This is a genomic window from Herbiconiux sp. (assembly GCF_023264855.1).
Taxonomy (GTDB): domain Bacteria; phylum Actinomycetota; class Actinomycetes; order Actinomycetales; family Microbacteriaceae; genus Herbiconiux.
This window is the reverse complement of the sequence record NZ_JAHFUW010000010.1, coordinates 29,785-54,416: the sequence shown is the minus strand read 5'-3', so window position 1 is coordinate 54,416 and position 24,632 is coordinate 29,785. Positions and strand designations below refer to the sequence as shown.

Annotated in this window: 20 protein-coding genes; 14 read left to right on the top strand and 6 right to left on the bottom strand. The window is 65.6% G+C overall.

What is annotated here, in order from left to right; all coding sequences use genetic code 11:
• Positions 1–218 precede the first annotated feature (218 nt).
• The 6 genes from Q0D75_RS06040 to Q0D75_RS06015 all read right to left on the bottom strand — a co-directional run bounded on the left by Q0D75_RS06040 (position 219) and on the right by Q0D75_RS06015 (position 10,534).
• Positions 219–1,898 carry an LA2681 family HEPN domain-containing protein gene (locus Q0D75_RS06040; RefSeq protein ID WP_159906798.1) on the bottom strand — a complete coding sequence of 560 codons (1,680 nt, stop codon included), beginning with the start codon at positions 1,896–1,898 and terminating at the stop codon, positions 219–221.
• Positions 1,899–1,936: 38 nt separating this feature from the next.
• Positions 1,937–4,471, bottom strand: a complete 2,535-nt coding sequence (locus Q0D75_RS06035) for a S8 family peptidase (RefSeq protein WP_244259423.1) — start codon at positions 4,469–4,471, stop codon at positions 1,937–1,939.
• A 74-nt stretch (positions 4,472–4,545) separates the two neighbouring features.
• Positions 4,546–5,502, bottom strand: coding sequence for an ATP-binding protein (locus Q0D75_RS06030; RefSeq protein WP_159906794.1), 957 nt, complete (start codon positions 5,500–5,502; stop codon positions 4,546–4,548).
• A gap of 63 nt (positions 5,503–5,565) precedes the next feature.
• Positions 5,566–5,907, bottom strand: a complete 342-nt coding sequence (locus Q0D75_RS06025; RefSeq protein ID WP_159906792.1) for a sulfate permease — start codon at positions 5,905–5,907, stop codon at positions 5,566–5,568.
• A gap of 153 nt (positions 5,908–6,060) precedes the next feature.
• Entirely contained in the window at positions 6,061–9,600 is a 3,540-nt protein-coding gene (gene mobF / locus Q0D75_RS06020; protein ID WP_291050502.1) for a MobF family relaxase, read from the bottom strand.
• Between the two features lie 55 nt (positions 9,601–9,655).
• Positions 9,656–10,534 (bottom strand): hypothetical protein, encoded by an 879-nt coding sequence (locus tag Q0D75_RS06015; protein ID WP_159906790.1) that lies wholly within the window; start codon positions 10,532–10,534, stop codon positions 9,656–9,658.
• 550 nt (positions 10,535–11,084) lie between these two features.
• Here Q0D75_RS06015 and Q0D75_RS06010 point away from each other — a divergent pair.
• From Q0D75_RS06010 to Q0D75_RS05950, 14 genes are all read left to right on the top strand, one after another.
• Positions 11,085–11,828, top strand: a complete 744-nt coding sequence (locus Q0D75_RS06010; protein ID WP_159906788.1) for an alpha/beta hydrolase — start codon at positions 11,085–11,087, stop codon at positions 11,826–11,828.
• Complete coding sequence (locus Q0D75_RS21010; RefSeq protein ID WP_366513414.1) at positions 11,794–12,243, top strand: leucine zipper domain-containing protein; 450 nt, start codon at positions 11,794–11,796, stop codon at positions 12,241–12,243. The genes Q0D75_RS06010 and Q0D75_RS21010 overlap by 35 nt, the downstream gene beginning before the upstream one ends.
• A gap of 113 nt (positions 12,244–12,356) precedes the next feature.
• Positions 12,357–13,211 carry an AraC family transcriptional regulator gene (locus Q0D75_RS06005; protein WP_244259422.1) on the top strand — a complete coding sequence of 285 codons (855 nt, stop codon included), beginning with the start codon at positions 12,357–12,359 and terminating at the stop codon, positions 13,209–13,211.
• Positions 13,212–13,444: 233 nt separating this feature from the next.
• Entirely contained in the window at positions 13,445–14,551 is a 1,107-nt protein-coding gene (locus tag Q0D75_RS06000; RefSeq protein ID WP_159906782.1) for an ImmA/IrrE family metallo-endopeptidase, read from the top strand.
• Positions 14,551–15,495 (top strand): bifunctional DNA primase/polymerase, encoded by a 945-nt coding sequence (locus tag Q0D75_RS05995; RefSeq protein WP_159906780.1) that lies wholly within the window; start codon positions 14,551–14,553, stop codon positions 15,493–15,495. Before Q0D75_RS06000 ends, Q0D75_RS05995 begins: the two co-directional genes overlap by 1 nt.
• Complete coding sequence (locus Q0D75_RS05990; protein WP_159906778.1) at positions 15,495–16,235, top strand: DUF2637 domain-containing protein; 741 nt, start codon at positions 15,495–15,497, stop codon at positions 16,233–16,235. The genes Q0D75_RS05995 and Q0D75_RS05990 overlap by 1 nt, the downstream gene beginning before the upstream one ends.
• A gap of 527 nt (positions 16,236–16,762) precedes the next feature.
• Positions 16,763–17,653, top strand: a complete 891-nt coding sequence (locus tag Q0D75_RS05985; RefSeq protein ID WP_159906776.1) for a hypothetical protein — start codon at positions 16,763–16,765, stop codon at positions 17,651–17,653.
• Entirely contained in the window at positions 17,650–18,663 is a 1,014-nt protein-coding gene (locus Q0D75_RS05980) for a ParB N-terminal domain-containing protein (RefSeq protein ID WP_159906774.1), read from the top strand. Before Q0D75_RS05985 ends, Q0D75_RS05980 begins: the two co-directional genes overlap by 4 nt.
• 41 nt (positions 18,664–18,704) lie before the next feature.
• Entirely contained in the window at positions 18,705–19,397 is a 693-nt protein-coding gene (locus Q0D75_RS05975) for a hypothetical protein (RefSeq protein WP_159906772.1), read from the top strand.
• 18 nt (positions 19,398–19,415) lie between these two features.
• Positions 19,416–21,047, top strand: a complete 1,632-nt coding sequence (locus tag Q0D75_RS05970; protein ID WP_159906770.1) for a M23 family metallopeptidase — start codon at positions 19,416–19,418, stop codon at positions 21,045–21,047.
• Positions 21,048–21,052: 5 nt separating this feature from the next.
• On the top strand, positions 21,053–21,319 hold the full coding sequence (locus Q0D75_RS05965; protein WP_159906768.1) for a DUF6112 family protein: 267 nt from the start codon (positions 21,053–21,055) through the stop codon (positions 21,317–21,319).
• Positions 21,320–21,447: 128 nt separating this feature from the next.
• Positions 21,448–21,759 (top strand): DUF6112 family protein, encoded by a 312-nt coding sequence (locus tag Q0D75_RS05960; protein ID WP_120773564.1) that lies wholly within the window; start codon positions 21,448–21,450, stop codon positions 21,757–21,759.
• A gap of 44 nt (positions 21,760–21,803) precedes the next feature.
• Complete coding sequence (locus Q0D75_RS05955; RefSeq protein WP_159906766.1) at positions 21,804–23,159, top strand: conjugal transfer protein TrbL; 1,356 nt, start codon at positions 21,804–21,806, stop codon at positions 23,157–23,159.
• 5 nt (positions 23,160–23,164) lie between these two features.
• Positions 23,165–24,631, top strand: a complete 1,467-nt coding sequence (locus Q0D75_RS05950) for an SCO6880 family protein (protein ID WP_159906764.1) — start codon at positions 23,165–23,167, stop codon at positions 24,629–24,631.
• Position 24,632: the final 1 nt, after the last annotated feature.

The following is a 24,632-nucleotide window of genomic DNA, read 5'->3' as shown; positions in this document are numbered from 1 at the left end:
CACCGCGGTCAGGTCGCCTCGGCGAAGCGTGGACGCGCGACCGTCGTGTCGGCATCCGCTCGGGCACGTAGGTCGGTCTGCGCCAGCATCTCTTTGAGCCCGGGCACCGGTGTAATCCGAATGTGGTGCTGGAAGCGATTCTGCGTGCCGAGCGATCTATCAACGTGGGCGACCTGTCCTAGCGTGCTCCGTACGCTGGCTCGCCGAGTCGGGTGCACCTACGAGTCCGGTCCTGCATCTCTGTCAGTGTCCGGGCCTGGTTGTGCCCCAGCTGATTCCCTGGATTCGTGCGCGTCGGCCTGCGGATCTTGTTCGGGGTCTTCGGGGAACTGCATGTACTCGAAGGAGGGGAAGGGCATGTACGTACCAGGATGATCGGCGGGGTGGTTCCAGCTCGCGACAAGGTCGATGAGGTAGAGGTAAGCGGACCGAGTTACTTGGAGTGCGAGCATCGTTGAGTCAACGAGTTCGAAGAGATCAACCCGGCTGCGGGCGTCAACCGTCACACCCGTCGGGTCTAGGAATGCCGCATGGACGATTCGATGGGTGCCGGCGTTGCGAAGAGCCTGCGAGGGGGCATACATGCCTGCATCTTCCATGTCGTATGCAAGTTCGGAAAGCGCGTACGGGGGCAATGCGTGTCGTGGGGCCTTCACCAGCTCAGGCCGCACAGTGCCGTCCTTGGTTGCCCAGAACTTCCGGAAGGAAACTCGACGCGCCTCGTCTCCCACCTCGAAGTGATCGTTGGCGACGACGGCTGTTTTATCCAGAACGTCGAGGGCGGATCGTTGAGCGAGAAGGAGCTTCGAATATTGAAGGCCGTAGAGCGAATAGTCGAGCGTCTCAACGTAGTATCCGGAGTCGTCATCCTTCTGCTCCGGGCCTTCGGCGACTTGCACATACCCCTCGTACGCCAACTGACGCGAGACGAGGAAGTCAGATTTCAAGACATTCATCTCGGCGAGAATCGGCGGAGACATTTCCTCTGGAGAACCGCCGTATAAAACTTCGATCGAGGCGCTGTCCCAGTGTGGGTCCTCGGTGCCGAGTCCTTCAACGGCCGGTGACAGGGCGAGTCTGTACGCGGCGATCCATTTGAGGTACTCGTCCTCGACGCCATCCAAGCCGTGCGAAAGGTGTCCTGGGCTTTCGGTGGGCTCGAGTCCATCCCATCGGTTGGCCGTGTCCGCGCCGGCGAAGCTGATGGTGCCGTCGCGCAGGGACTGGGCCATCTTCACGTACTTGTCGAAGACTGCTGCGATGTGACCGGTCTGTCCGACTCCTGATTGGACTCTGTTCATGAGGAGCTGGGCAAGATTTCCTGCGGCGTTGCCGTTCGATGGATCGGCTTCGAGCGCATGTAGGTAGAAGTCGTAGGCTTCAGCCCATCGCCCGGAGTGGTCGAGACAGTTCGCAAGATTGCAGTATGCAGCCGACCGCGTGTGTGGATCTGCGTACGGCGAAGATCCGACGGTGAGAAACATTTGCCTCGCACGGCGAAGCTCTACTCGGTTGGCGCGACGATTTTCCGCAAGGTCGCTCGCTCGTTCTTCGGAGGTTGCCTGCGTGGGCAAGCCGAGGTCAGATGCTGTGACGATTGCGTTAGCGACGTTGTACATGCACTGAAAGTGCAGCGGCTGCTCGGGAGTAGTGTCGCTGCGCGCGCGTGACGCAAGCTCTTGGCCTTCGGTGAGGAGCCCGACATCGGCAAGGTCGGCCCCCGCGTTGATGACGAGTGACGAGCAAACGTATCTCAGCGCAGCCTTTTCGTCGCCAACGAGTGGTGAGCCGTCGATCTCCCCCGCGATGGACAACACTCTCTGTGAGGCGACACGAAGATCCGCAGATTCGCTGTGGCTGGCAAGAACCCGCTGGTACCACTCTTCGTACGCTGACACGGCACTCCTGCCGCCGGAATCGTGGTCCGTCTCCCGGGTCAACTTTGCACACGCCCGCGGGCACGCTCGCGAATCTGCTGCCGGAGCTGCGCGCGAACCTCATCGTGGATGGTCGTGGAAGTTTCCTCGGCCGTTTCAACGGAGACCACGAGCGCGTACCGGACGGTCTTGCCTGCACGGAGCCGTTGGGCATCGTCCATGCATTCGACGTGGATGGGGAACGCGTCTCCGTCGCCGAAGACCATCGTTCGAGTCCCTTGGACGATCTCGTGCTGGAGACTCCCCCGCCTAACCGCGTTGTGCTCAGCGTCCGTTCGGTCTCCGCCGGCGAGGCTGGTATCGGGTGTCGCGAAGTAGACCTTGGCACCTCGATACCTTGTGAGCTGACCCACGGTCGGAACCATGTATGCGAGGGTGATCGTGAAGCGGTGCCACTCCGCTCGCGCGCGAAGAGACCGCGGCAGCGGCAAGTCGTACGTGTGGCGCTGGTTCCGCGCGATCAGTCCTCCGCCAACGAGTACAGCTCTGTTTGTTGCGGCGGTTCCGAGCCGGCTGGCGTCGAGCCGCCCATATCCGAGAAGCGCTGTCAGGCTCCGGCGGGCCTGCTGATTGCTGAGTCCAAGTTCGCGGCGAAGTCTCGGTTCCCAGTCGCCCCAGTTGCTTGCGTGGGTAAGGAGGGCGCGTACGAGCAGTGGGTGGTATTGCGGATCGGGCAATGCTGCGTCCTGAGCATCGGGTGCGCCTGCTTCCAGGATGTCGAACAGGCGACTCGCCTCGCGCGTCACCAATGCGGTGGCGTTGCTGGTGCCGACCGTAAACACGGTGTTATTGGTCGCGCCCGCTCGTCCGGGAGCGGCTACTTGGAGGCCGGGGCCCGCGATTGCTGTATGGGCCGGCTCGATGGTGACTGTTTCGTCACCGGGCGTGGTGATCGGGCGGGTGTAGAGCGCCCTTCCGCCGGTGTGGTGGAGGTCCGGCTTGACGGATCGATCGACACCGGGACCTGTCGCACCGTAGTGAGCCGGCGCGCGTGGGTGGGTGATGTCCCAGACGGTGTCGGGCACGTCGATGTCTCCGAGTCCGTCTTCGTGAGTAGCGCCAATGGTGAGTGCGTTGAGTGCGTCGCCCGGGGGCAAGATGCCCCGCAGGAGCGCGGCGTCGTAGACGGAACGGGTTGCCGCTGACCGCGCGGCGTCGGAATCCGTAAGGGCCGCGGCGGGGATGATAATCGGGTCGCTGTGGTTGCCTGCGCTGACGATGAAAAGCAGGTTGTAGGAGTGGGCGAGCCAGTCGAGCAGACGTCCGACGGGGCTCATCCTTCTCACGAGGGCTCTCGCTTGGGCACCAATGGAGAGGTTGACGATTCGGACGCTGGGTGCGACTGCTGCCCTTCCCCCTTCGCCCTCGACAATGCGCTTGATGGCCTGGTGTAGGAGGTCGGTGAGGAGTCTGTTGGGGAGGATCTGCTCGTACCCTGCGGCAAACTCGTGGGGCCGCATGATGGGTCGCACGTACAAGGGGCGGTCCAGCGGTTCGCCGCCGATGGAGAGGTCGCCTTGCACGATGAGTGACGCCATCGCAGTGCCGTGGTTGCGTGATGACAGCGGGTAGCGCTCAGCAAGGCCGTCAGGGTCATCGACCACTAGCCGGCCTGCGAGGGCGTCGTGGTTCGGAAACGGAAGCCCGTCAAGGAGTGCGATGCGTGGTAGGCCGTCCACTCGATCTCCGGGTGGGAGTCGAACTTCGGCGACGGGTTCGAGGGTAGGTGGCGCGACACTCATGGGCGTGAACGGGCTGACGAACATGACCTCGTCGGTTGTGAGCAGTCGGATGGATTCCGCGCCATTGTTGAGTACGGAATGAACTTGTTGGATAGGAAGTTCCGCGAGCACTGCGTGATAGCCGATGTCGCCGATCTGCGATTGGTCGATAACCCGTCCACCGCTGGCAGTGATGGTTTGTTCAATGTGGGTCTGGGCGCTGACGCGCTGCACCGCGTCGCGTCGGTACCAGAGTTCGATTTCGACCGTGACCGTGCTGACGGACTGTCCGACGAGGTCGAGGGTTTCCTGCCACTGCTCGCGTAGCCCTGTCTCACGGATGCGGTCCTCTGGGCCCCATCGTCGGATCGCGGTCAACTGTTGGAACGCCGACTTGAACTTGCCAAGGCCGTGCACGAATGAGGCCGATGGATCCTCTTGCCACAGGGTGAACAATCTCAAGAGTTCTTCGATCGCCTTGGCGTTCGACATCACGAGGTAGAGGGAGTGCGTGATGGGTTTGTCCGTGCGCCCAGCTTCCCGTTCGGCCATGTAGAAGTCGTCGTCTGGATCGGATTGGTCCCCCAGCAACTCCGACAGGAACTCAAGGCCGTCGATCTGGTCGATCGCGTTGCGGAAGTCCTTGATGCTGCCTGCGAGGTCGAAAACAACCACCAGCGCCGGATCGACTTCGTCGGGGGTTTCCGCGGAGAGACGCACCCGCTCGGCGTCGAACGCTGCGGTCAGGTCACCGAATTGAGGCGCTAACCGCTCTCCCTGCCTGCCCGCACTGGGTTTGGATAGGCGCGGCATGTCTCGCGGAGTCTGCGTGGGCCGTTCGGCGACGACTGGCGGACCGAATGCCAGGAGCGGTCGGCGCTCCGCGGTCACGCAGTGGCCTGACCGCGCCTGTGCTCAAGACGTTCTTGCACAATCCGCCGTAGGTTGCTGTCCGGCAGTTCCAGCACCGCTCGGCGGCGCACGTCGAGAGCAAACTCTTCCAGTTCGGAGTAGCTGGCGCCAGCGAGTTTGTCTGCCAATGTGCGTGGAGCGAAGCCGAGGTCACCGCCGAGCCGTGCGGCGAGCCGTTCTAGGAACCGCGTTGCTTCGGAGCGGCTCGGGGGTTCGAGTTCGGCCCGAATCTGGAAGCGCCTCCATGCGGCGCGGTCGAGTAGTTCGCTGTGGTTGGTCGCGCCGACGAAGAGTACGTGCGCAGGGAGCCGGTCGATCTGGAGCAGCAGGGTGGACACGACGCGCTTGATCTCGCCCGTCTCGTGCTGATCTGACCGCTCCTTCGCGATGGTGTCGAGTTCGTCGAAGAACAATACGCATCGTCGCGTGCGCGCGAACTCGAAGGCGTTGTCGAGCCTGGCGGCTGTCTCGCCGAGGAAGCTGGACATGACGCCTTCGTAACGAATCACGTAGAAGGGGAGCATCAGTTCGGAAGCAATCGCCTCCGCGACACTGGTCTTACCGTTGCCCGGGGGGCCGGACAGTAGGAGCCGGTTGCGAGGTTCGATCCCGTAGCTGCGGAGCAGCTCAGCGCGCTTCTGCTCCTCAATCAGTTCTGTGACGACCCGCCGTGGAACGGGGGCGAGTTCAAGGTCATCGAGGCGACGACTGGGGACGATTTCGTGAACCAGGTCTCGAATCGCGGTGGCGCGATCATCGCGGACAAGCCCTTGCCCGGTCGTGGTAATCAGCTCAGAGAGACGGTCCGCCACGAGGTGGTGCTGGTTGGCACGCTCTTCGGCGATCACCGCTTCTACGAGGGTGCGGAACCGATCACGGTCCCCGTGACGCTCGGCCTCAACGAGGTCAAGAAGCAGGTCGGCGCGCGCCATCTCTCGCCTCCCTCAGTTGAGTGCTGACATCCTTCGCCAATCCTACCGGTGGCGGTCATTAGGCTACTGAGCCGCGCCGACATCCACGGCACGATGTGAGCGTGAGTCCTCCTTGAGGCGAACACGAATCAGCAGGGCGAGGCTGATGGGCCCGATGAAGGCGAACTTCAGCGCGTTCCAGATGAACAGCATCACGAAGAGGTGCAGCCACCCGGGACCGCCACCTTCAGCGAGCTGTGCGCTGATGCTCGCGGCGTACAGGTACGGGATCGCCAGCGCCATCGCTGGGACTCCCCATCGCAGGCCGCGTCTGGTGCGGATGGCGTCGAGCAGGATGTTGGTGGGCATGTAGCGGCGCAGGAAGTACCGGGTGCGGACGCTGATGGCCCAGATGATTCGGAACATGGACAGTCCTCTTCAAGGGTTCGGCGACAAGAACCTGAAAGGACTGCCCGTTGCCGGGAAGGTCATACTGTCGCGAGGAGCGACAGCGCCAATATAGAGGCCGCCTCGACATCTACGATACGACTTCGCGGCGACACCGGGAAGGGCCGGCGATCAGAACGAACGGCCCAACGGCTCGCGTCCACGTTGCCGCCCCAGCGCCTCTTCTTGGCCGGCTGTGACACTACGTGCCCCGTCGAGCGCCGCCTTCGCACGGGCGGCATCGATCTTCTGCGCGGTCGCCACCGGGGTGGGGCCGAGAGGAGTGTCGTCGGTGATGCCGTATCGGTCGCGGTAGGCGGCCACAGTGCGGGAGTTTCTGAACCAGGCCTGTCGCTTCGCCTGCGGGCGAGGTGGCGAGCCGAGAGCTTTCGTCCACGTGGCCCCATCGTTCAGGGCGCTGTCGAGCACGGCATCGGCTCGCTGTTCGATCAGATCGCGTCGTTCGTCGAGTGCTTGGCGCATGTCGTCGGCCATGGGACCGCTCGCAGCCGGGACAAGTCCGGCAATCAGCCGCGGTGCCTCGCGTACGCGGCCCGAGCGTGCCGGCCGTGCGGTTGCCCGCGCCACCCTGTGGTGGAGGACCGAGGCGATGTCGTCGGCGTCACCGAATCCCCGCGCGGCCACGAGACGCGGGAGCAAGCGGTCGAGGTCGTGATGGTTTGCCTCGGCCCGGCGTAGCTCGGCAGTCAGAGCCCCGAATGCATCGGAGTCGACAGCAGAGCTTGCCTGATCGTCGGTGAGACCAGAGTCGCGGATGAGAGTGGCCCAGCGGTCTCGTTGGGCGGCCGCCGCGATGGTCTCGTACTCCGCGGCGATCTGGGCGATCGAGCCCCACTGTTCATGTTCGTTGGTGATGGTCTCGTTCGCGGACAGCTCGGCACCGACGTGTTGCAGGACGCCGTAGAGCACGGAACGTGCTGTGGCATCGGGGTTGTCGCCCGGGTGCGGGGCGGCGTGGCCGTCGTCGGCTCGGTCGAGGACCACATATGCGTGGTTGGAACGCTTGCCGCGGGTCATCGAGACGTAGAAGTTCTCCCTCGTCGTGGTCGGCTCCACCAAGACATGCGCGGTATCGGTGGTGATGCCCTGTGCACGATGGGCCGTGACTGCGTAGCCGAGGTCAACGTGCTCAGCCACGTAGGCAGCCGGAAGCACGATCGCCCCGCCGAAGCGGCGTCCAGTCCGGCGGATGGTGACCGACCCGTCGTCGCGGACGTCGTTGATGGCCCAGGTGTCGCCGTTGCGGACCCAGTCCTTGCCGTTGCGCAGTCTGCGGTCGTTGCGGCGGGTGATGATCGTGTCCCCCGCGCCGGTCATCGTCCCGTCAGCGAGTTCGACTTCTGGGCCTGGCATCAAGGTGCCGTCGAGAATGAGGTCTGCGCGGGCGCGGGTATTGAGCGCGGTCGCCTGGTCGCGGGTCTCCGCGACCAGCACCGATGCCAGTCCTATATCTCTGTCGGCTCGCCATGCCGAGTAGGCGGCATCGGTCATCAGATCGGCCTCACCGCCTCGGATGCGGTCATGGTCGAGGTAGGTGCCGATTACCTCCGTACGTCCGTGCCGTAAAGCCAGCGATGCTGACTTCTCCCACGCGTTCGTGAAGCGGTGAACGTCAACCAGCTCCGGCGCTTCGTCCCGGTCGGCCACCACGAGATTGAACGCGCCGCCTGCGTCTACGGACTGGAGCTGGGCGAAATCGCCGACCAGCAACACCTTCGCTCCTGCCCGCTCAGCCAGGTGCGTGATCCGATCTAAGGACAGGGTGCCAGCCAGCGACGCCTCGTCGATGATGACGAGCTGACCTGCGTCAAACGAGGTCCCGTGCACAAGGTGGTTCTGCCACCATTTCGCCGTGTTCTCGGTCTGGATGCCAAGATCGTCCGCCAGCACTTGCGCGGCCACCGCGGACGGCGCGAGCCCGACCACGGACCCTGTCCCGTGTTCGACTTCCCACGCGCGGCGCAGGGCATTCATCGCCGTCGTCTTGCCCGCGCCAGCGGGGCCGACCAGTACGTCGAGCATCCGGCCAGAGACAGCAATCTTCATGAGCGCGTCGGCCTGGTCCTCACTCAGAACCCGGCCCTCGGAGTCGGGGCGAGAGGTGATCTTCTCGACCGAGCCCACCGAGACCGCGGGTGCCGTCAGCGTGCGAGAGCGGTCGACCAGTCGGTCTTCGGCGGCCAGCAACAGCTCGGAAGAGAACACGGTCGAGTGCTTGGGCCGAAACACGCTGGTTCCGTCAACACGGCGAAACGCGGCTGGACTGGTGGCAAGATCCGGTGGGGTCAGCCGCAGCGACGCCTGTTCGGCAGCGTCAGCAATCATCCCGACGATCGCCTCTCGATCCCGCATGGACGCGAAGCGCCAGCGCATCGTCTGCCGCGAGGCCTCAGCCATCAGATTCCATCGCCGCCAGGTCGACCGCTTCTCGCCGACAATTTCTACCACCGCGGTACCGAGTTCTTCGATGCTCTCCAGCGGCACGTCGTCGGCGCGCAGCAGGAGCGGGCTGTTGTTGTTTGTGAGGTTGCGTGCCCAGGTCGTGGCGTCCTGACCGAGAACGGCGGTGGCGCGCGACCGCCACTCGGTAGTGAGGTCAGCCAGCGATCGGACCTCCTTGTCGGGCCGTGTGGAGAGGGTTGCTTGGGCGCGCAGCTTCAAGATCGTCGCCGGGGCTGGCCGCCTGCCGTGTTTGCTCACGTAGTCGGCGATGAGGCGGTCGGTCTCGGTATCAATGTGCCGGGCGCGAGTCGAGAACTCGGCCACCAACTCTTCCGGCACGCCGCTGATCGCCCATGCGGGATTGCGGTCACGACCCCTGTCACGGGCTTCCCACTTGACACCGAACGTGCGGGTCATGTGGTCGGCGAACACGGCCTCGTGCAATTCGGATAGCGCGACGACGGCGGCGTGCATCGGCCGTCCATCGAGGCTCCGCCACTTCCCGTCGAGAGCGGTTCGGACCTTGTTGGAGATGACGACATGGGTGTGCAGGTGGGGATCACCGGCACGGGAGTCGAAGTGGTCGAAGGCCGTCGCGACCAGGCCTGTGACATCGACCTGCGCAACGGCCCCGTCGCCGGCGGTCGCGCCGGTGCGAGTGGCTGCAACCTCGCGTTCCATGAATGCAACTACCTCCGCAACCGCCGTGTGGTGCGCCTCCCCTATCAACGCTTGCGTCCCCGCATCCGCGACCGCCCACAACACGGATGCAGACTTCGGAATCGAGAAGGTGAAATCGAAGCCCGCCACCGCCCGTCGCGTCCCGCGCTCGGTCTCCTCGGCCTGGATTTGCGCGACCGCGTCTCCCATTGCACCGGGAGACATCGTTGGGGCGAGGTCTGCGATCCGCGCCTCGATCCGCTCTGAGGTGGATTTGTAGGCCGGGAACGCTAGCCCGAGGGGATCTCCGGTGATCGGGTCACGGCCCATCCCCATGAGGAGCTGGAGCTGCGCCTCGGACACTCGATCACCCACCGCGAGCTGACCGCTCCCGAGGGACGCTACGCCCGACCCGAGCCATTGGCCTGGAGGGGTTCCCGCCTCGGCGTAGTAGCGAGTCAAGGGCGTCGAGAACGACCTGTCGCCGTCTGCGGCGGCGACCGTACGCAGGAGGTACTTGTAGCCGTCACCTGCGGACATCACTCGCATCGAGACCGTCACATGCAGCAGGTGCACCTGCCCGCGCTTGGCGCTGCCGGTCGCGTCAGGCGGGCAGTCTCTTGCAGGCGAACTCCCCGATATGGTCCTCGATGAGGAACTCGTCGCCAACCATGTCCACGTACATGGCCCCGATGCCTTCCGGTTCGCCCGCGGCTCGGAAGCGGATGCGGTCAGAATCCGTATGGATCAGATAGGCACTGCACTCGCACGAAGTCATGAATGCGTAGAACCGCCCCTGCTGCGCTTCTTGCAAAAGCGCCGCGGGGTAGTAGATGTCGTGCTTACGGCACAGCGCCGGAACTTTGACTGCACCATTCTCGAAGGCGCTCTGCGGCAGGTGAGCTGCGTGAGACCAGGGTTGCAGTCGCACCTCCCCACCCGTTGCACGCAACGTCCCCCCATCCGCGAGAGCAAGCAGAGACTTCTCCGTGCACGTCTGCCCCGCCGGCCACATCAACGACGTTTCCGACGGCCACAACGGTGGCATCCCCAGCTCCGTCTTCGAGTCCGCCTGAAGACCTGGAGTGGTGAACCGCACGCCGTGCAGGAGGAGCGCTCCAAGGACGATCGTCATCGCGTAGCCCTGAGGCCGCGGCGGCTCGGGAAAGCCTGGGATGCGAACTGTCAGCGGCGTGACGCGTACAGCCGAGAATCCCTGGACTCCTTCGAATCGGCCGACCCAGAACTGGCTGAAATCCAGCGGTTGCACCAGCTCGCGGCGCTCGTAGAGTGCCCTGTACTCCGACGGGGCGAGCCCGTAGCCGTTTTCCCGCTGCTCCTTGCTGGAGAGGAGCATCGCTGTCAGCGCGGTCTTCTGCACCCACGTTGCGATCGCCGCCTGATCTTCCAGCGCGATCGTCCCGGACTCGTCGAGGATCAACGGGGTGAGCACTCGCTGCGCGACCGTTTCGAGGTTGCTCATCCACCCGTTGTTACAAGAGGCGCAGAAGCTCTTCACTGTCAGCCGGAATGCGGGCTGCTCCCCCATGTCGCGCGGCAGAGCATTCAACGGGCCTGCGTGATGACGCATCGGAGCGAGATCCAAGCCAGTCCTGCTCACCCACTGACCGAAAACGTGCTCGCGGGTCAGGGGCCCCACCGACCCGCAGAAAGCACAAGATTCAGGCATTCACCCATTCTCCGGCACGGGTGCCGCTCCTCGACCTGCAAGAGGCGTGGCAGCTCTGTGAATGGATCTGGCAGCTCTGTGAATGGATCTGGCAGCGCCGGGACAGGACTTGTTCCGGGCGGCTCCGCGCGGGTGCGCCTACGACTCTCGCCGCGCGACGGCTCGTCACTGAACTGCTAGTTGTTGCTGAGCTGGGTGCTGATATGCTGAGGCGTCCGTGCAGGAATTTGAGGAGGTGGTACCCGTGAACGAATTGACGTTGGTGCTCCTCTGGGGAGTCACGGTCGGGCGATAGGTCGTCTGGGAGCGCCGCATATTTGCAGCACTCCCGAAAGGCACGACCATGCACCTCACTTCTGAACAGATTCTCGACGACGGCACCACCGAGCGTGAGTTCACTCTCGGTGATTTCTCCGGCATTTTGTGGACGCCAGCAGCAGCTTCCTCGTCCACGCCAGTTCCACTCATTTTGTTGGGCCAGCCCGGCGGGTTTGGGATTCGACGGATGTATCCCCGCCTCGTTGCACGGGCGCTCAGCGCCGCAGCGCAAGGCTTCGCTGCGGTCTCCATAGAGCTGCCTGGGGCGGGCACCCGCATCCCGCTACCCGGCGTAGAGCAGGCTCGAGCAGACCTCATCCGTGCAATCTCCACGGGCGACCAGCCCGGAGCGGACCTTGTAGACCGACTGATCCTTCCGCTCACCGACCAGGCTGTACCAGAGTGGCAGATCACTCTCGACGAGGTCCTCGACCTCCCCGAGATCGGCGAGAAAGTTGGCTTCTCGGGCGGCGTGATCGCGATTGGCACACGCCTCGCGGCCATCGACTCGCGTATCGCGGCAGCGGGACTCTTCGCTGGCAGCTACGTGCCGCGTGTCACGATGGAAGAGGCGCGCCAGGTCACCATCCCGCTGCACGTTCTCCTCCAGTGGGATGACGAGGGGAATGACCGGGGAATGGCTCTCGATCTTTTCGACGCCTTCTCATCGACTGAGAAGACGCTCTGCGCCAATATGGGTGGTCATACAGGCGTCCCGCGATTCGCAGGTGAGGATGCCGTCCGCTTCTTCGCCCGCCATCTCGGCTGAGTCGTTGACTGAGAGGGCGCCGGCTCCACGGCGTCGCAAGTCGAGCACGCACGCGAACGCTCCGCTCACGGTTGAGGGCCGCCATCGGCTCCTCGAACGCTGCCGATCCCGCCCGATCGCTCAAGTTGCCCGCGAGATGGGAATCTCGCGGGCAACCGCGTCCAAGCGGGTGAATCGATACCGGCAGTTCAGCGCGGCCGGACTTCTCGACAGATCATGCGAGCTCGACCGGAAGCCCCCTGGGACGGGCGGCGATGCGAAGACGCAGATCGAAGGGATGCGCCGTGAACACAAATTGTCGGCATCTCGAACCGCTTTCAAACTCCAACAAGTCCAGGTCCAAATCAGCGCTCGCACCGTGACGCGCCTCCGCGGGCAACTCGGCCTGAATCGTCGACGCGCCTCCGGCAGATAGTTGCCGCACTTGTCCGGATATCACAAACCGCCGCCGTCATGAATCACGCCAACCTTGGTCCGGCGCGTCCGTTCAGTCCGATAGTGGCACGCACCCGGACGATACATCACCCCATGGAGCCGGTGGCCTACGACTGTGTCAAGGTGATCTTCGTTCGTCATGGCTCCGCGATCGTGCGAAGTGAGTTCGGCGAGAAACCCGTAAAAGTCGGTGACGTCATCGCTCTTGCTGCCGACACGCTGTGTGGAAGCGAGCCCGAAGGCTCAATCACTGTCAGCACCCTTTACCTCGACCATGAATACATCATCGACCAGGTGTTTTGGCAGCACGCCGCGCTGCTCGCCGACCGATGGGATGCGCAAGGCTTCGCTAACGAGCTGTACTCCGAACCAGCCCAAATAGTGCGCCTCGGCGAGGAGCGCGCCGGGATGCTCATGCCCTGGCTGGACGAACTAGTGGCACTGAGCATCGACGGCGCAGATTCGGATCGGTTCTTTCGGATGCAAGCCCTACTTTTCGCGGTGCTCGACGTGATTACTCCCTATATGAGGACCACCCCAGTGCGCCGCATTCCTAGCGATCGGAAGACGACCCGCCGGCCTGGCCCTCCGTCGCTTCGCCGGTTTGCACCGTTGCGCGCCGAAGCCCGAGAGGCGCTCGAACTGCTCCACAACCACCCCGAGAAACAGTGGACACTCCAAGTTCTCGCCGCTGCTGTGCACTTGTCGCCGTCGCAACTCGGCCGAGTGTTTGTGGATGCCTACGGTAAGACGCCAATGACCTACCTGTCGACCGTGCGCGCCGAGGGTTTAGCGCGATTGCTGCGAGACACAGACCTACCCGTCGAAGTGGCGATGCGGCAGGTGGGCTGGCAGAGCCGGGGCCATGCCGCAAGGATGTTTCGCCAAGCCGTTGGAGTAACTCCGGTCAGGTACCGACAACTGAGCCGACAAACGTTCACAGTCTGAGTCGCGATACACATGTGCGCATCGGCGGTACATGCATCCGCATCCTCGCCCGATGCTTCGCCCGAGGTGGCTAATTGGCTGGTAATCCGGTGAAGACTCGTTGGGTTCACCGCCGCGCCCGACGGTCACATCGCTCGTTTCGCTGTCCGTCTCATTGCTGGTGGTCCCGGCGTACCTGATGGTCACCGAGCCCGATCGGCCCGGTGCTCAGGGTATCGGGAGGAGACCAGGCCATGGCCAGAACGCGGGAGCAATCCCAGGAGGCGCGGGAGGCAAAGCTCGACGAGCTGCATGAGCGCCTGACCGGCGCTGTGGAACAGCTCGTCTCCGGTGATGACTGGGCTCGGGCGCTCGCGTTCGCGGCACGGTTTCGGGCGCGATCGTTTTCCAACACGTTGCTGATCTGGGCGCAGCATGAGGCCGCCTACGAGGCAGGTCGCGTGCCCGACCCGATGCCGTCCTTTGTCGCGGGTTACAGGCAGTGGCAGGGGTTGGGCCGTCAGGTGGAGAAGGGCCAGTCGGGGTACATGATCTTCGCCCCGGTAACGGGACGCTTCGCCTCATCGAATCCCGCTGCCTCCGATTCATGGCGTCGGCTTGGGAAGGGCGATAGGCCCCGGCCGGGCGAGGTCGTGCGGTCGAAGATGATCGCCGCCCGCCCTGCCTACGTGTGGGATGTCGCGCAGACGGCTGGAGACCCGATCCCGGAACCGCCCTCACCACGCCTGCTGAAAGGCGAGGCACCTGCCGGTCTATGGCGCGGACTGGCAACCGTGGTCGAGGAGCGCGGGTTTGAGGTGCTGCGGGTCCCGCATGAGGGGATGATCCACGGTGCCAACGGGATGACGGACTACACCGCGAAGACGGTGGCGGTGCGAGAAAACATGGACCCGGCCTCGCAGGTGAAGACTCTCGCTCACGAACTCGGTCATGTGCTCATGCACGTCCCTGACGCCGAGAACGCTCGCCAGCATCGTGGAATCGGGGAGGTCGAGGCAGAGTCGGTCGCGCTGATGATCGGCGCTGCCCACGGCATGGACACGTCTGGTTACACGATTCCGTACGTGTCGACGTGGGCGGCCAGGGTCGACGGAAAGGAGCCGGTCGAGATCGTCAAGACCACCGGTGAGCGGGTTCGCAAGACCGCGATGGGAATCCTCGACCAGCTCGATACCACCCAGATCGGGGACGGCACCCCACCGGGTTTGGACCGCGAGACACCGCAACGGACCCAGCCCGGTAGCGAACGGTCAGCGCCCGAACGCGCAGCGTTACTACATGACGCTGGCGCGCGGGTCACGACCGTAGCAACCGCAACGGCGCGAGAGAGAGGCATGTGATGGCCCTTCCAGACGTGTTCGCCCGTGCGCTGACGCGACCATCCGCCCCGCAGTCGTTGCCTGCTGCCGCCGAAGAGCTGGCCCGCGTGGGAGTACCGGTGTTCCCGTGCATACCGGGCGGGAAGCGACCGCTGACCGAGCACGGCTTCCACGACGCCACCACCGACGCCGACCGAGTAGCCGCATGGTGGGGCCGGTCTCCCGGGGCGAACATCGGCGTCCCGACCGGCGCACCCTCGGGAATGGTCGTGGTGGATGTCGATGTCCATGGCCCTATCGATGGGTTTCGTGGTTTCTCGCGCGCCCATCGAGCGGATCTGCTGGACGGGTGGCAGCTCCTGGTATCCACGCCGTCCGGCGGGATGCACGCCTACTACCGATCAACGCCTGGTCAGGTGCAACGGTCCTGGCAGGCGGCGCGCGCGGGGATCGACTTCCGTGGCGACGGCGGATACATCGTCGTCCCACCCTCACGGATGTCCATCGCCGGAGACGTTGTCGGTTATCGGGTGCGGCGGGTCGAGGCCGGAACGTCCTCGGTGCTCGACTCGGATCGGTTGCGAGATTTCCTCGACCCGCGCCCCACAGTTCGCGAGCCCATGAATACAGCTCGGCGGCAAGGTGCGGATGTGTCGCGGTTGGCGGCGTGGGTCGCTGGACGCGCGGAGGGTGAGCGGAACCGCAGCCTGTTCTGGGCCGCGTGCCGGCTTGCGGAGAACGGCCTGCCAACCTCCAATGCCCTCGACGTACTGGGCGCTGCTGCTTCGGATGCGGGTTTGGGTGAACGGGAGATCATCACAACCATCCGTTCTGCCTACCGTGCCGCTCATCCCGACAGGGAGGCGGCCTCGGCCTCGGTGCGAGCCTTGGCACCTTCAGAGGCAGACATCTGGTTTGCCGGAGATCCTGCTGCTGTGGGTCCGTCGAATACGCGGGTCCTGTGATGGCCACCTCCGTTCTCGACAAGCAGGCGGGCCGGCACTGGGCGGTAGTGACGGCTGTGGCCGGGACGGTGTTCATCGCCGCCGGGGCGTTCTGGCTCAGCTTCACGGCGTTGTCGGATCTCGCCGCCCGGTCCGGGATCGGTGAGGAACAAGCGTGGGCTTGGCCGCTGATCGTGGACGGGATCATCGTGGTCGCCACGGTCGCCGTCGTCGCTCTGGCCGGACAGCGGTCGGCCTGGTACCCATGGGCGCTGCTGGTCGGCGGGGCCGCCGTGTCTGTGACCGCGAACGCGATTCACGCCGTCGTCGCCGCCGACGCCGATGTCCCAGGTGTGCTGGCCGCGAGTGTGGCGGCAGTCCCGCCGGTTGTGCTGCTGGCGATCACCCATCTGACCGTCATCCTCACCCGCCCCCTCCCCACCGCTGGGGAGCCGTCAACCGCTGAGGAGACGCCGCAAGTCTCAGGCACCACGACCGCGCAACGAAGCCCCGTCGCACCGCCGCGCGTTGGGAGCACGCTCTTGAAACGACTCCCCGCTGTTGAGGAAGCACCGCTCCGCACGGTTGCTGCCGCGGATCGGCGCGACCATGCCCGGGAGCTCCATGGCCGGGGGTGGTCTAACAAGAAGATTGCCCGCGAGCTCCAGGTGCATCCCTCGACTGTGGGCCGGTGGTTCGCCAGCGCGCACCTTCCCGACGACACCGAAGATGCCGACGTCGAGGAGGCGGAGAACTCATGAGCAGCCATTTCGCCCAGCCAGACGAGCGCCATCAACACGCGCCCGAACCGGATACGACGCCCGCCTCATCGGAGCGTGCCGATAGGACAGAAACCCCGGAGGCGGTGCAGGCCGCAAGAGTCAGCCGTCCGGGCAGCGACACGTCGCCGGCAGGAGCGTCCGTCAGCCGTGTGCGGGGTGTGGAGTGGGTGCGGCCTACCGATTTGATGGCTCGTCACGGTGCCGCGTTGGCGGGTCGGGGTATCGATTTCGAGGTCGAGCTGGCCCGCCGCACCCGTAGCCTCCCGAGACAGGCCGTCCGTGCGGGCAGACGCCGGATCAGCGACGAACAAGCCGTCGAGGCCGAGCGGGCACGGCGTTTACCGCCGGTGTCGGACTTCGGTCGTTCGGGTGGGTCACAGTCGTGGGTGACGCGTTCGGGGATCGGGTTGGGGTGAGCTGACGATGCGCGCCCCCAGCACCAACACGTCGCCGATGACGTCTGCTGGGGACGCGTGCGCACCTGTGTGTCAGGAGGTGCCCTGACCATGACCGAGAACACGCACACCACCACCAAGCGCCCGACCAAGAGCGTCGAGGACTACACAACCAGCGAAGGCCTACGGGTCCTGCTGCACCGGCTCCACGACTCAGGGCCGGGCGGATGGCGACGCGACCCAATGGCAGCGGAGCTGATGGTATTCGTAGCCGAGAAGTACGCGCCCTTGGCGCGCAAGCACGGGTTGGACCCGTGGGAGGCCGCGTCCGCAGCGTTCGACGTGATGCGCACCCGGGCCGCCCGGACCGCGATCGATCCGTGGGCGGTGGTCACTCATGCGGTACGGATCACCTGCATCTTCGAGGAACGTGCCCAAGGCTTGCTGTGCTCAGTGCATCAGGCACGACGCCCGCATGTGTCGGCGTTCCATGACCCGGAACGGTTCAGCGACCGCGACAATCCCCTGATCGACTACGATCCCGCGTTCCACGTCACCGATCCAACGCCAACCGGCGACGGCAAGAGCCAGGATGAGGACGAGCCCTCGGCGGGGGCGTCCACCTCGGCGTCGGCTGCGGTAGAGGATGCCATCGCGTTCTTCACCCTGCTGGACTGGCCGCCGTCGACCGCGCGAGCCGGGATCGAACACGTCTGCGGGGCACTGACCAGGGCTGGCACCCGCCAGGCCACCTACGAGGCGCTGCGACGCGACAAGCACGCTCGCGCCCAGCTCGACATCCCCCGGACCTCTTGGACTGCCCTATTGAAAGCGGCGCTGGGCAATCCCCACCCGGCCTATGCCGCGACCGCTGCCGGGCGGGGCGTGCTGCTACGGCTGCTGATCGGCGAGCCCGTCGCGGTGCTGCTGCGTGATGACGACCTCGTCCTCGCCGTCTCTCTCGCCGCACCTCGCGAACCTGGCGGGGGTGGGTCGCGGTGAGAGCGCCATCGGGGTTCATCGAGTTGGAGCGGACGGTCGCCTCGATTCGGGTCGGACGCCGGCATCGCACCGAGCTGGGCGACATCGATGAACTTGCTGCGTCTATTGAGCGCGACGGGCTCCTGCAACCCATCACGATCACCCCCGATGGGATGCTGGTGTGCGGTGCACGCCGACTGGCGGCAATCACACGTCTCGGATGGAAGAAAGTCAACGTGTGGGTCCGCTCCGGAATATCCGACCGCCTCGGACATCTCCTGGCCGAACAGGACGACAACGCGCTGCACAAGCCACTGACGCAGACCGAGGCCGCCGCCCTCTACCGGGAATTGAAAACCCTGATGGCCGAAGACGCCGAACGGCGACAAGCAGCAACCATGTTCAGCAGCGACCACCAGCCGGGAGCTGACGGTGGTGGAAAATTTCCACCACCGTCACCCGGCCCTCGCGGCAAGACCCGCGAGCAGGCCGCGGCGATGATCCCGGGCGGGGCCTCCTACAAGACCCTCGACAAGATCGGCTACCTGGAGCAGATCGCCGCCGACCCCGCCCAACCGACCGAACTCCGCGCGCACGTCACCGCTGAGTTGGCACGCATCGATGCCGGCGCACCGGTGCATCCCATATACGAATCCGTCCGCGCCACCGCGACCACCGCTCAAGATCAGCGCGAGACTGACCTGCACCAACTCGCCTCCGACGCACTCGCCCGAGCCAAGAACAGCAAGACGAAGAAACACACACCCCGCCCCATCCCGCCCTCCGATGGAGGTGGTGAGCCAGTGCGGTATCCGGTACGGGCGTTCGTGCTCACCTGGGGCGAACTGGTCGACTGGTGGACCCACTACGACGCCGATCATCTCGCCGCCGAACTCAGCGACGAACAGATTGAGTCCTTCCTGGACACTGTCGCCGGGACTGGCCGGTTCGCAGACGAGCTGCGTGCCGCCCACGACAGACAGACCAGCGGCGACCTCGCGCCCGTCGGCGGTCACCTGCGCGCCCTCTGACTACTCCGCGCCGCTGGGTTCCGGTAGTGCACCTACGGGGCATGAAGACACCCGACCTCACTGACCCCCGTATCCGTCGCCGGTGGATCGCCGTGCTCGCCGCAGTCGCGGCGGTTCTCGTGCTGGCCGGTGTCGGCGTCTACGGCCTGATCACCGGACCACCCACGCCAGCAGGCACCGACAGCGGCTCGACCGGTCCTGGGCCAATCGCCACGACACCTACCGCCCCGGCGCCGACTGCGACACCACACCTGCCCGTCGTAGCCGGGTCGGACGATCCGGAGACCTTCGCCCGCAACGTTGCAACCGCCCTGTTCGCCTGGGACACCGCGTCCGGATTCATGCCCCTGGACTACACCTCAGTTCTCCTTGCTGTCGGCGACCCCACTGGCGCCGAGCAAGCCGGGCTTGCCTCCGACATCGCCACCTACCTGCCCACCCGGGAAGCGTGGGTCGAGCTGCGCCAGTACGCCACGACCCAGCACCTCACCATCGACACCCTGTTCGTCCCCGATGCCTGGGACACCGCCATCGGCCAGGCTCACCCGGGACAGCTCGCTGCGGGAACGACCGCCTACACAATCGAGGGCACCCGCCACCGCTCTGGCCTCTGGAACAACGAACCGGTCGCCTCCGAACATCCGGTGACGTTCACGGTGTTCATCGTCTGCGGCCCGACCTACGACACCTGCCATCTGCTGCGGCTCTCCCAGCTCGACAACCCCCTCCGATAGGGCCGGGGGGAATCACTCGTGAAGAAGCTCGTCACTGCCGCTCTCGCTCTAATCCTGCTCGGTCCGTCGTTCGCGTTGGTCGGGATCGGGGCCCTGATGAACCCTGCCTCCACAGCCGCGTGCACCCTGCCCGGGAAGGACATCACGATCGGCGAGATCCCCGAGTCGCTGACCGTGACCACCGCGAACGGAGAGACCTTCACCCTCAACAACCAGCAACTCACCCACGCCGCAACGATCATCGAGACCGGCGCGAGCATCGACGGGGTTACCCGGGACGGGCTCCAGATCGCGCTGATGGCCGCGCTCACCGAATCCACCCTGCGCATGCTCGCCAACACGGGCAGCTACCCCGAGTCCGGGAACTACCCCAACGACGGTGACGGCTCCGACCACGACTCGCTGGGCCTGTTCCAGATGCGGCCACAGTCCGGGTGGGGCACGGTCGCCGACCTCATGGACCCCACCTATCAGGCGCGGGCGTTCTTCGGAGGACCACACGGCCCGAACTACCCCAGTCCCCGAGGGCTGCTGGACATCCCCGGCTGGGAGTCGATGGACAAGGGCGAAGCCGCCCAGGCCGTCGAGGTATCTGCTTACCCCGACCGGTACCGCAACTACGAGCCCGTCGCCGAGACCATCCTGACCACCCTCACCACCACCACGACCACTGCGGGCACTTCGACCGGCGGCACAGTAGCGCCACTAGTGATGACCGCGGCGGAGTCGTCGCGGGTGGTGTTCCCGCTGCCGGAGGGCACCTGGGTTCCCTCCTCGGACTACGGGCCCCGGGTCCACCCGATCAGCGGGGAGAACTCGTTCCATACCGGTGCTGACTTCGCCGCCCCCGACGGCACTCCCATCCTCGCCGCGGCAGACGGAACCGTGACCGTCGCCGAGTTCTCCGGCGGCTACGGCGGACTCGTCGTCATCGAACACCACATCGACGGAGCAGTCGTCGCAACGGCGTATGCGCACATGTGGGAGACCGGCATCCACGTCACCGCCGGCGACACCGTGACCGCCGGACAGCACATCGGCGACGTCGGCTCCGCCGGCAACTCCACCGGCCCACATCTGCACTTCGAGGTCCGTGACGGCGGCACCAACGGCCAGCACACCGACCCGGCAGCCTGGCTCAACGCCCACAACGCCGCCGACCTGCCCGAGCCTGCAACCGGCGCACCCGCCGGCTGCGACCCCGCCACCGGAACACCCGGCGGCGACCCGGAACCGGTCGATGGCGACCCAGACCGAATGGTCGACGACCCCACCACCGGCGGGCAAATCACCGCCCGCCTCCTGAACCTCCACACCCAGGCCACCGCAGCGTTCCCGGAGACCTCGTGGTCCTGCTACTCGCCACGTCCGGGCACCGTTTCCGAACACCCTCTGGGGCGGGCGTGCGATCTCACGTTCGGCAACGCCATCGGCACCCCACCCACTCCCCCGCAGCTCGAGGCCGGATGGCAGGTCACCAACTGGATGAAGGACCACGCCGAAAGCCTCGGCGTCGAGTACCTGATCTGGCAGAACAAGATCTGGTCCCTGGCCCGAGACGCCGAAGGATGGCGCGACTACACCCACGGCACCGATATCACCACCCGTCACATCGACCACCTCCACGTCACCGTCCGGGCCGGAAGCTGACGACCATGGACGTGTTCCCCGACTTCGAGGGCCTGAGCGGCATCGGCGACCTACGCGAAGTAATCGGCGCACTACTGACGTTCGTGCTCATCACCGCCGTGTTGATGCTGATCGTCTCCGCCATCATCTGGGCCATCGCTACCGCCAACGGCAACCACACCGCTGCGTCCAAGGCACGCATCGGCGCGTGGACCGCCCTCGCGACCACAGTCGTGGCCGGCGGCGGGGTCGCGTGGATGAACTGGCTCATCACCCTCGGCCAGCAACTCTGACGACGCCCTGCCGCCCACGTCCCGAACCTGTCGTGTTCGCGGCTTCACGGGTTGGGCCGCGCACCTGACCGACGAACCCATCCATGTTCTCCGCCGAGGGGCGGAGGTCATTCGTCAGGAGGCCCACCGTGTTCGATCTCATCACCGCCCTGCCCGCGCTCATGCCGATGGACATCAACATCGATCCCAACAGCGACGGCCTGCCCGGTATCGCACAGCTCCGCACCATCGTCGGCGCCGTCATGACCGTCGGCCTGATCCTGTCCGTCCTGGCGCTGATCATCTCGGCGATCGTGTGGGGCTTCGGCGCGAACTCCTCCAACCCTCACCTCGCCGGACGGGGAAAGGTCGGCGTCCTCGTCTCCTGCGGTGCGGCAGTGATCTGCGGAGCGTCGGTGACGCTCATCAACTTCTTCTGGAACGTCGGCCAGCAGGTCTGACCCCACCCACCCGACTCGAACCCTATGTGTGAGGAGTGATTGCGGTGGGTGTGTGCGATGTCCCCATCATCTCGTCCGTCTGCGACACGGCCGGCGAAGCCGCCGCGTCCCTCGTGGCTGCACCGTTCGACTGGCTCGCCTCCGCGATGGGCGCCGCCGCGGGCTGGCTGTTCGAGGCCGTCTGGACCGTGTTCGACACCACCACCCTGGTCGATATCACGCGGCCGGAGTATGTGGCGGTCTACAACATCCTGTTCGGCATCGCCGTGTTCGTGATGCTGATCTTCTTCTGCCTCCAACTCATCACCGGCCTCATCCGTCGAGATCCGACCGCCCTGTCCCGGGCGGCACTGGGCCTGGCGAAATCCGTCCTCGGATCGTTCGTCGTCATCACCCTGACCGCGTTGCTCTTGGAGATCGTCGATCAGCTCTGCATCGGCATCGTCCAAGCCGCCGGCGAGACCACCGAGTCGATGGGAGACAAGATCACGCTCTTGGCTGCGGGACTGGTCGGGATCAACATCGCCGCCCCCGGGGTCGGGGCGATCATCACGATCTTCCTCGCCGGCCTCGCCATCGCCGCCGCCGCCATCGTGTGGCTCTCCCTCCTCGTCCGCAAAGCCCTCCTGCTGGTCGCGATCGTTCTCGCGCCGCTGGCGTTCTCCGGTGCGTCATGGGACGCCACGAAGGGGTGGATCAGCAAATGGGCGATGTTCGTCATCGCCCTGATCGTCTCCAAGCTCGTCCTGGTCGTCATGTTCCTCGTCGCCATCACCCAAGTCTCCGCGCCGATCGACGGGGATCTATCTTCCGTCGCCGATCCGATCGCCGGGATCGTGCTGATGGCGATGGCCGCGTTCGCTCCCTACCTGACGTACAAGTTCCTGTCCTTTGTGGGCTTCGACATGTACCACGCGATCGGGTCCGAGCAGGACGCGAAAAACGCCCTCAACCGGCCCATCCCTACACCGTCGAAGCCACAGGGCGGCGACCCAAAGAAGATTCTCGACGGCGGCAACAACTCCAGAGGCGGTGGGGGTGGAAAGACCCCGCCGCCACCGAAGGACACGGCACCCCAGGACCCTGGTGGCGTTGCCGGAGCCGGAGCCGGGAAGGCTGCCGCCGCGGGCGGCAGCTCCGCCGGTGCGGGTGCTGCGGCAGCAGGCCCAGTCGCAGCGGCAGTGATCGGAGCGAAGGTCGCCAAAGATGCAGCTACCGCCGGGCCCAAAGCCGGCGCCGCGCTCGGCGGGCACGGCGAGACCGCCGCCGACTCCGCCTCCCAGGCAGGCAGCACACCCCCACCGTCACAGACACCCCCGCCATCCACCCCGGCGCCCAAGACACCGTCCGCACCGAAACAGACCCCATCTCCGGCTCCGAAGCCGACCGGGAAGGAGTGAGAACCATGACGACCAAGAACGAGCGCGCCATGTCGTCGGAACTGGTACCAGTGAAGTTCTCCCGCCTCACCCGCCGGGGAGTGCTGCTGGGCCTGTCTCTGTCCCAGCTCATCACCTTGGCCACCGGCATCCTGAGCATCGTCGGCGCACTGTACGCCGGCGGCGGCATTCTCCTCGCCTACACCGCACCCGTCTGGGTCCTTGCCGCCGCCCTGACCTGGACACCTATCGCCGGACGCCCCGCTGTCGAATGGCTACCGGTCGCGTTCTGGTGGCTGTGGCGTTCCACCGGCGGGCAGCTCCTCTACCGGCGGCGCGTGGTGACACCACGCCCGGTCGGCACTCTCGCCCTGCCTGGTGACACGGCGCGGCTCCGCGAATACACCGACCCCGACACGAATGCCGGGATGATTCACGACCCCCACCAGCAGACCCTTACCGTCGTCTGCGAAGTCAGCCATCCCGCGTTCGTGCTCCTCGACCCGGGCGAGCAGGAACGCCGCGTCACCTCCTGGGGGCGCGTCCTGGCGACGGTCTGCCGGTCGGGACGGATCGCGACCCTGCAAGTACTCGAACGCACTCTTCCGGACTCCGGGACCGGGCTTGCCGAATGGTGGGCCTCCCACGGGATCTCCAACGACTCCTGGGCCGCGACCACCTACGCCGAACTCATTGACCGCGCCGGGCCCGCCGGAGAACGACACGCCACCACCCTGTCTCTCTCACTGGACATGAAAGCCGCCGCCCGGCAGATCAGGACCGCCGGGGGCGGCATCCGCGGCGGCGCGGCCGTACTCCGCCAGGAGATGTCCACCCTCGTTGCAGCGCTGCGCTCCGCCGACCTCACACCGTCCAGATGGCTCACCCCCGGACAAATCGCCGTCATCCTCCGCGGTGCCTACGACCCGGCGATCGCCGCCACCCTCGAACGTCACGGCGAGCTGGGACAGAACCTCGCCACCGCCGGCCCGGTCGCAGTCAACGAGTCCTGGACACGCTTGCGCACCGACTCCGCCCACCACACGACACTGTGGATCAGTGAGTGGCCCCGCTCGATGGTCTATCCCGGATTCCTGTCGCCGGTGCTGCTGTCCACCGGCATCAAACGCAGCTTCTCACTGATCTGCACTCCGATGCGCTCGGACCAAGCTGCCCGGGACATCCGCAAGAAGAAGGTCGAGCACATCAGCGACGCCGCTCAGCGGGCAAAGATCGGCCAGATCGAGGACGCCGCCCTCACTGCCGAATACCAGGACGTTCTCCAGCAGGAAGCCGACCTCACCGCGGGCCACGGGGTACTGCGCTACACCGGTCTCATCAGCGTCTCGGCCCCCACCGTCGACGAGCTGGAGGCCGCGGTCGCGGCTATTGAACAGGCAGCGATCCAAGCCTCCTGCGAGACCAGACCGCTCGTCGGTCAGCAGGCCGCCGCATTCACGGCCGCCGCACTGCCGCTATGCCGGACCGTGTGAA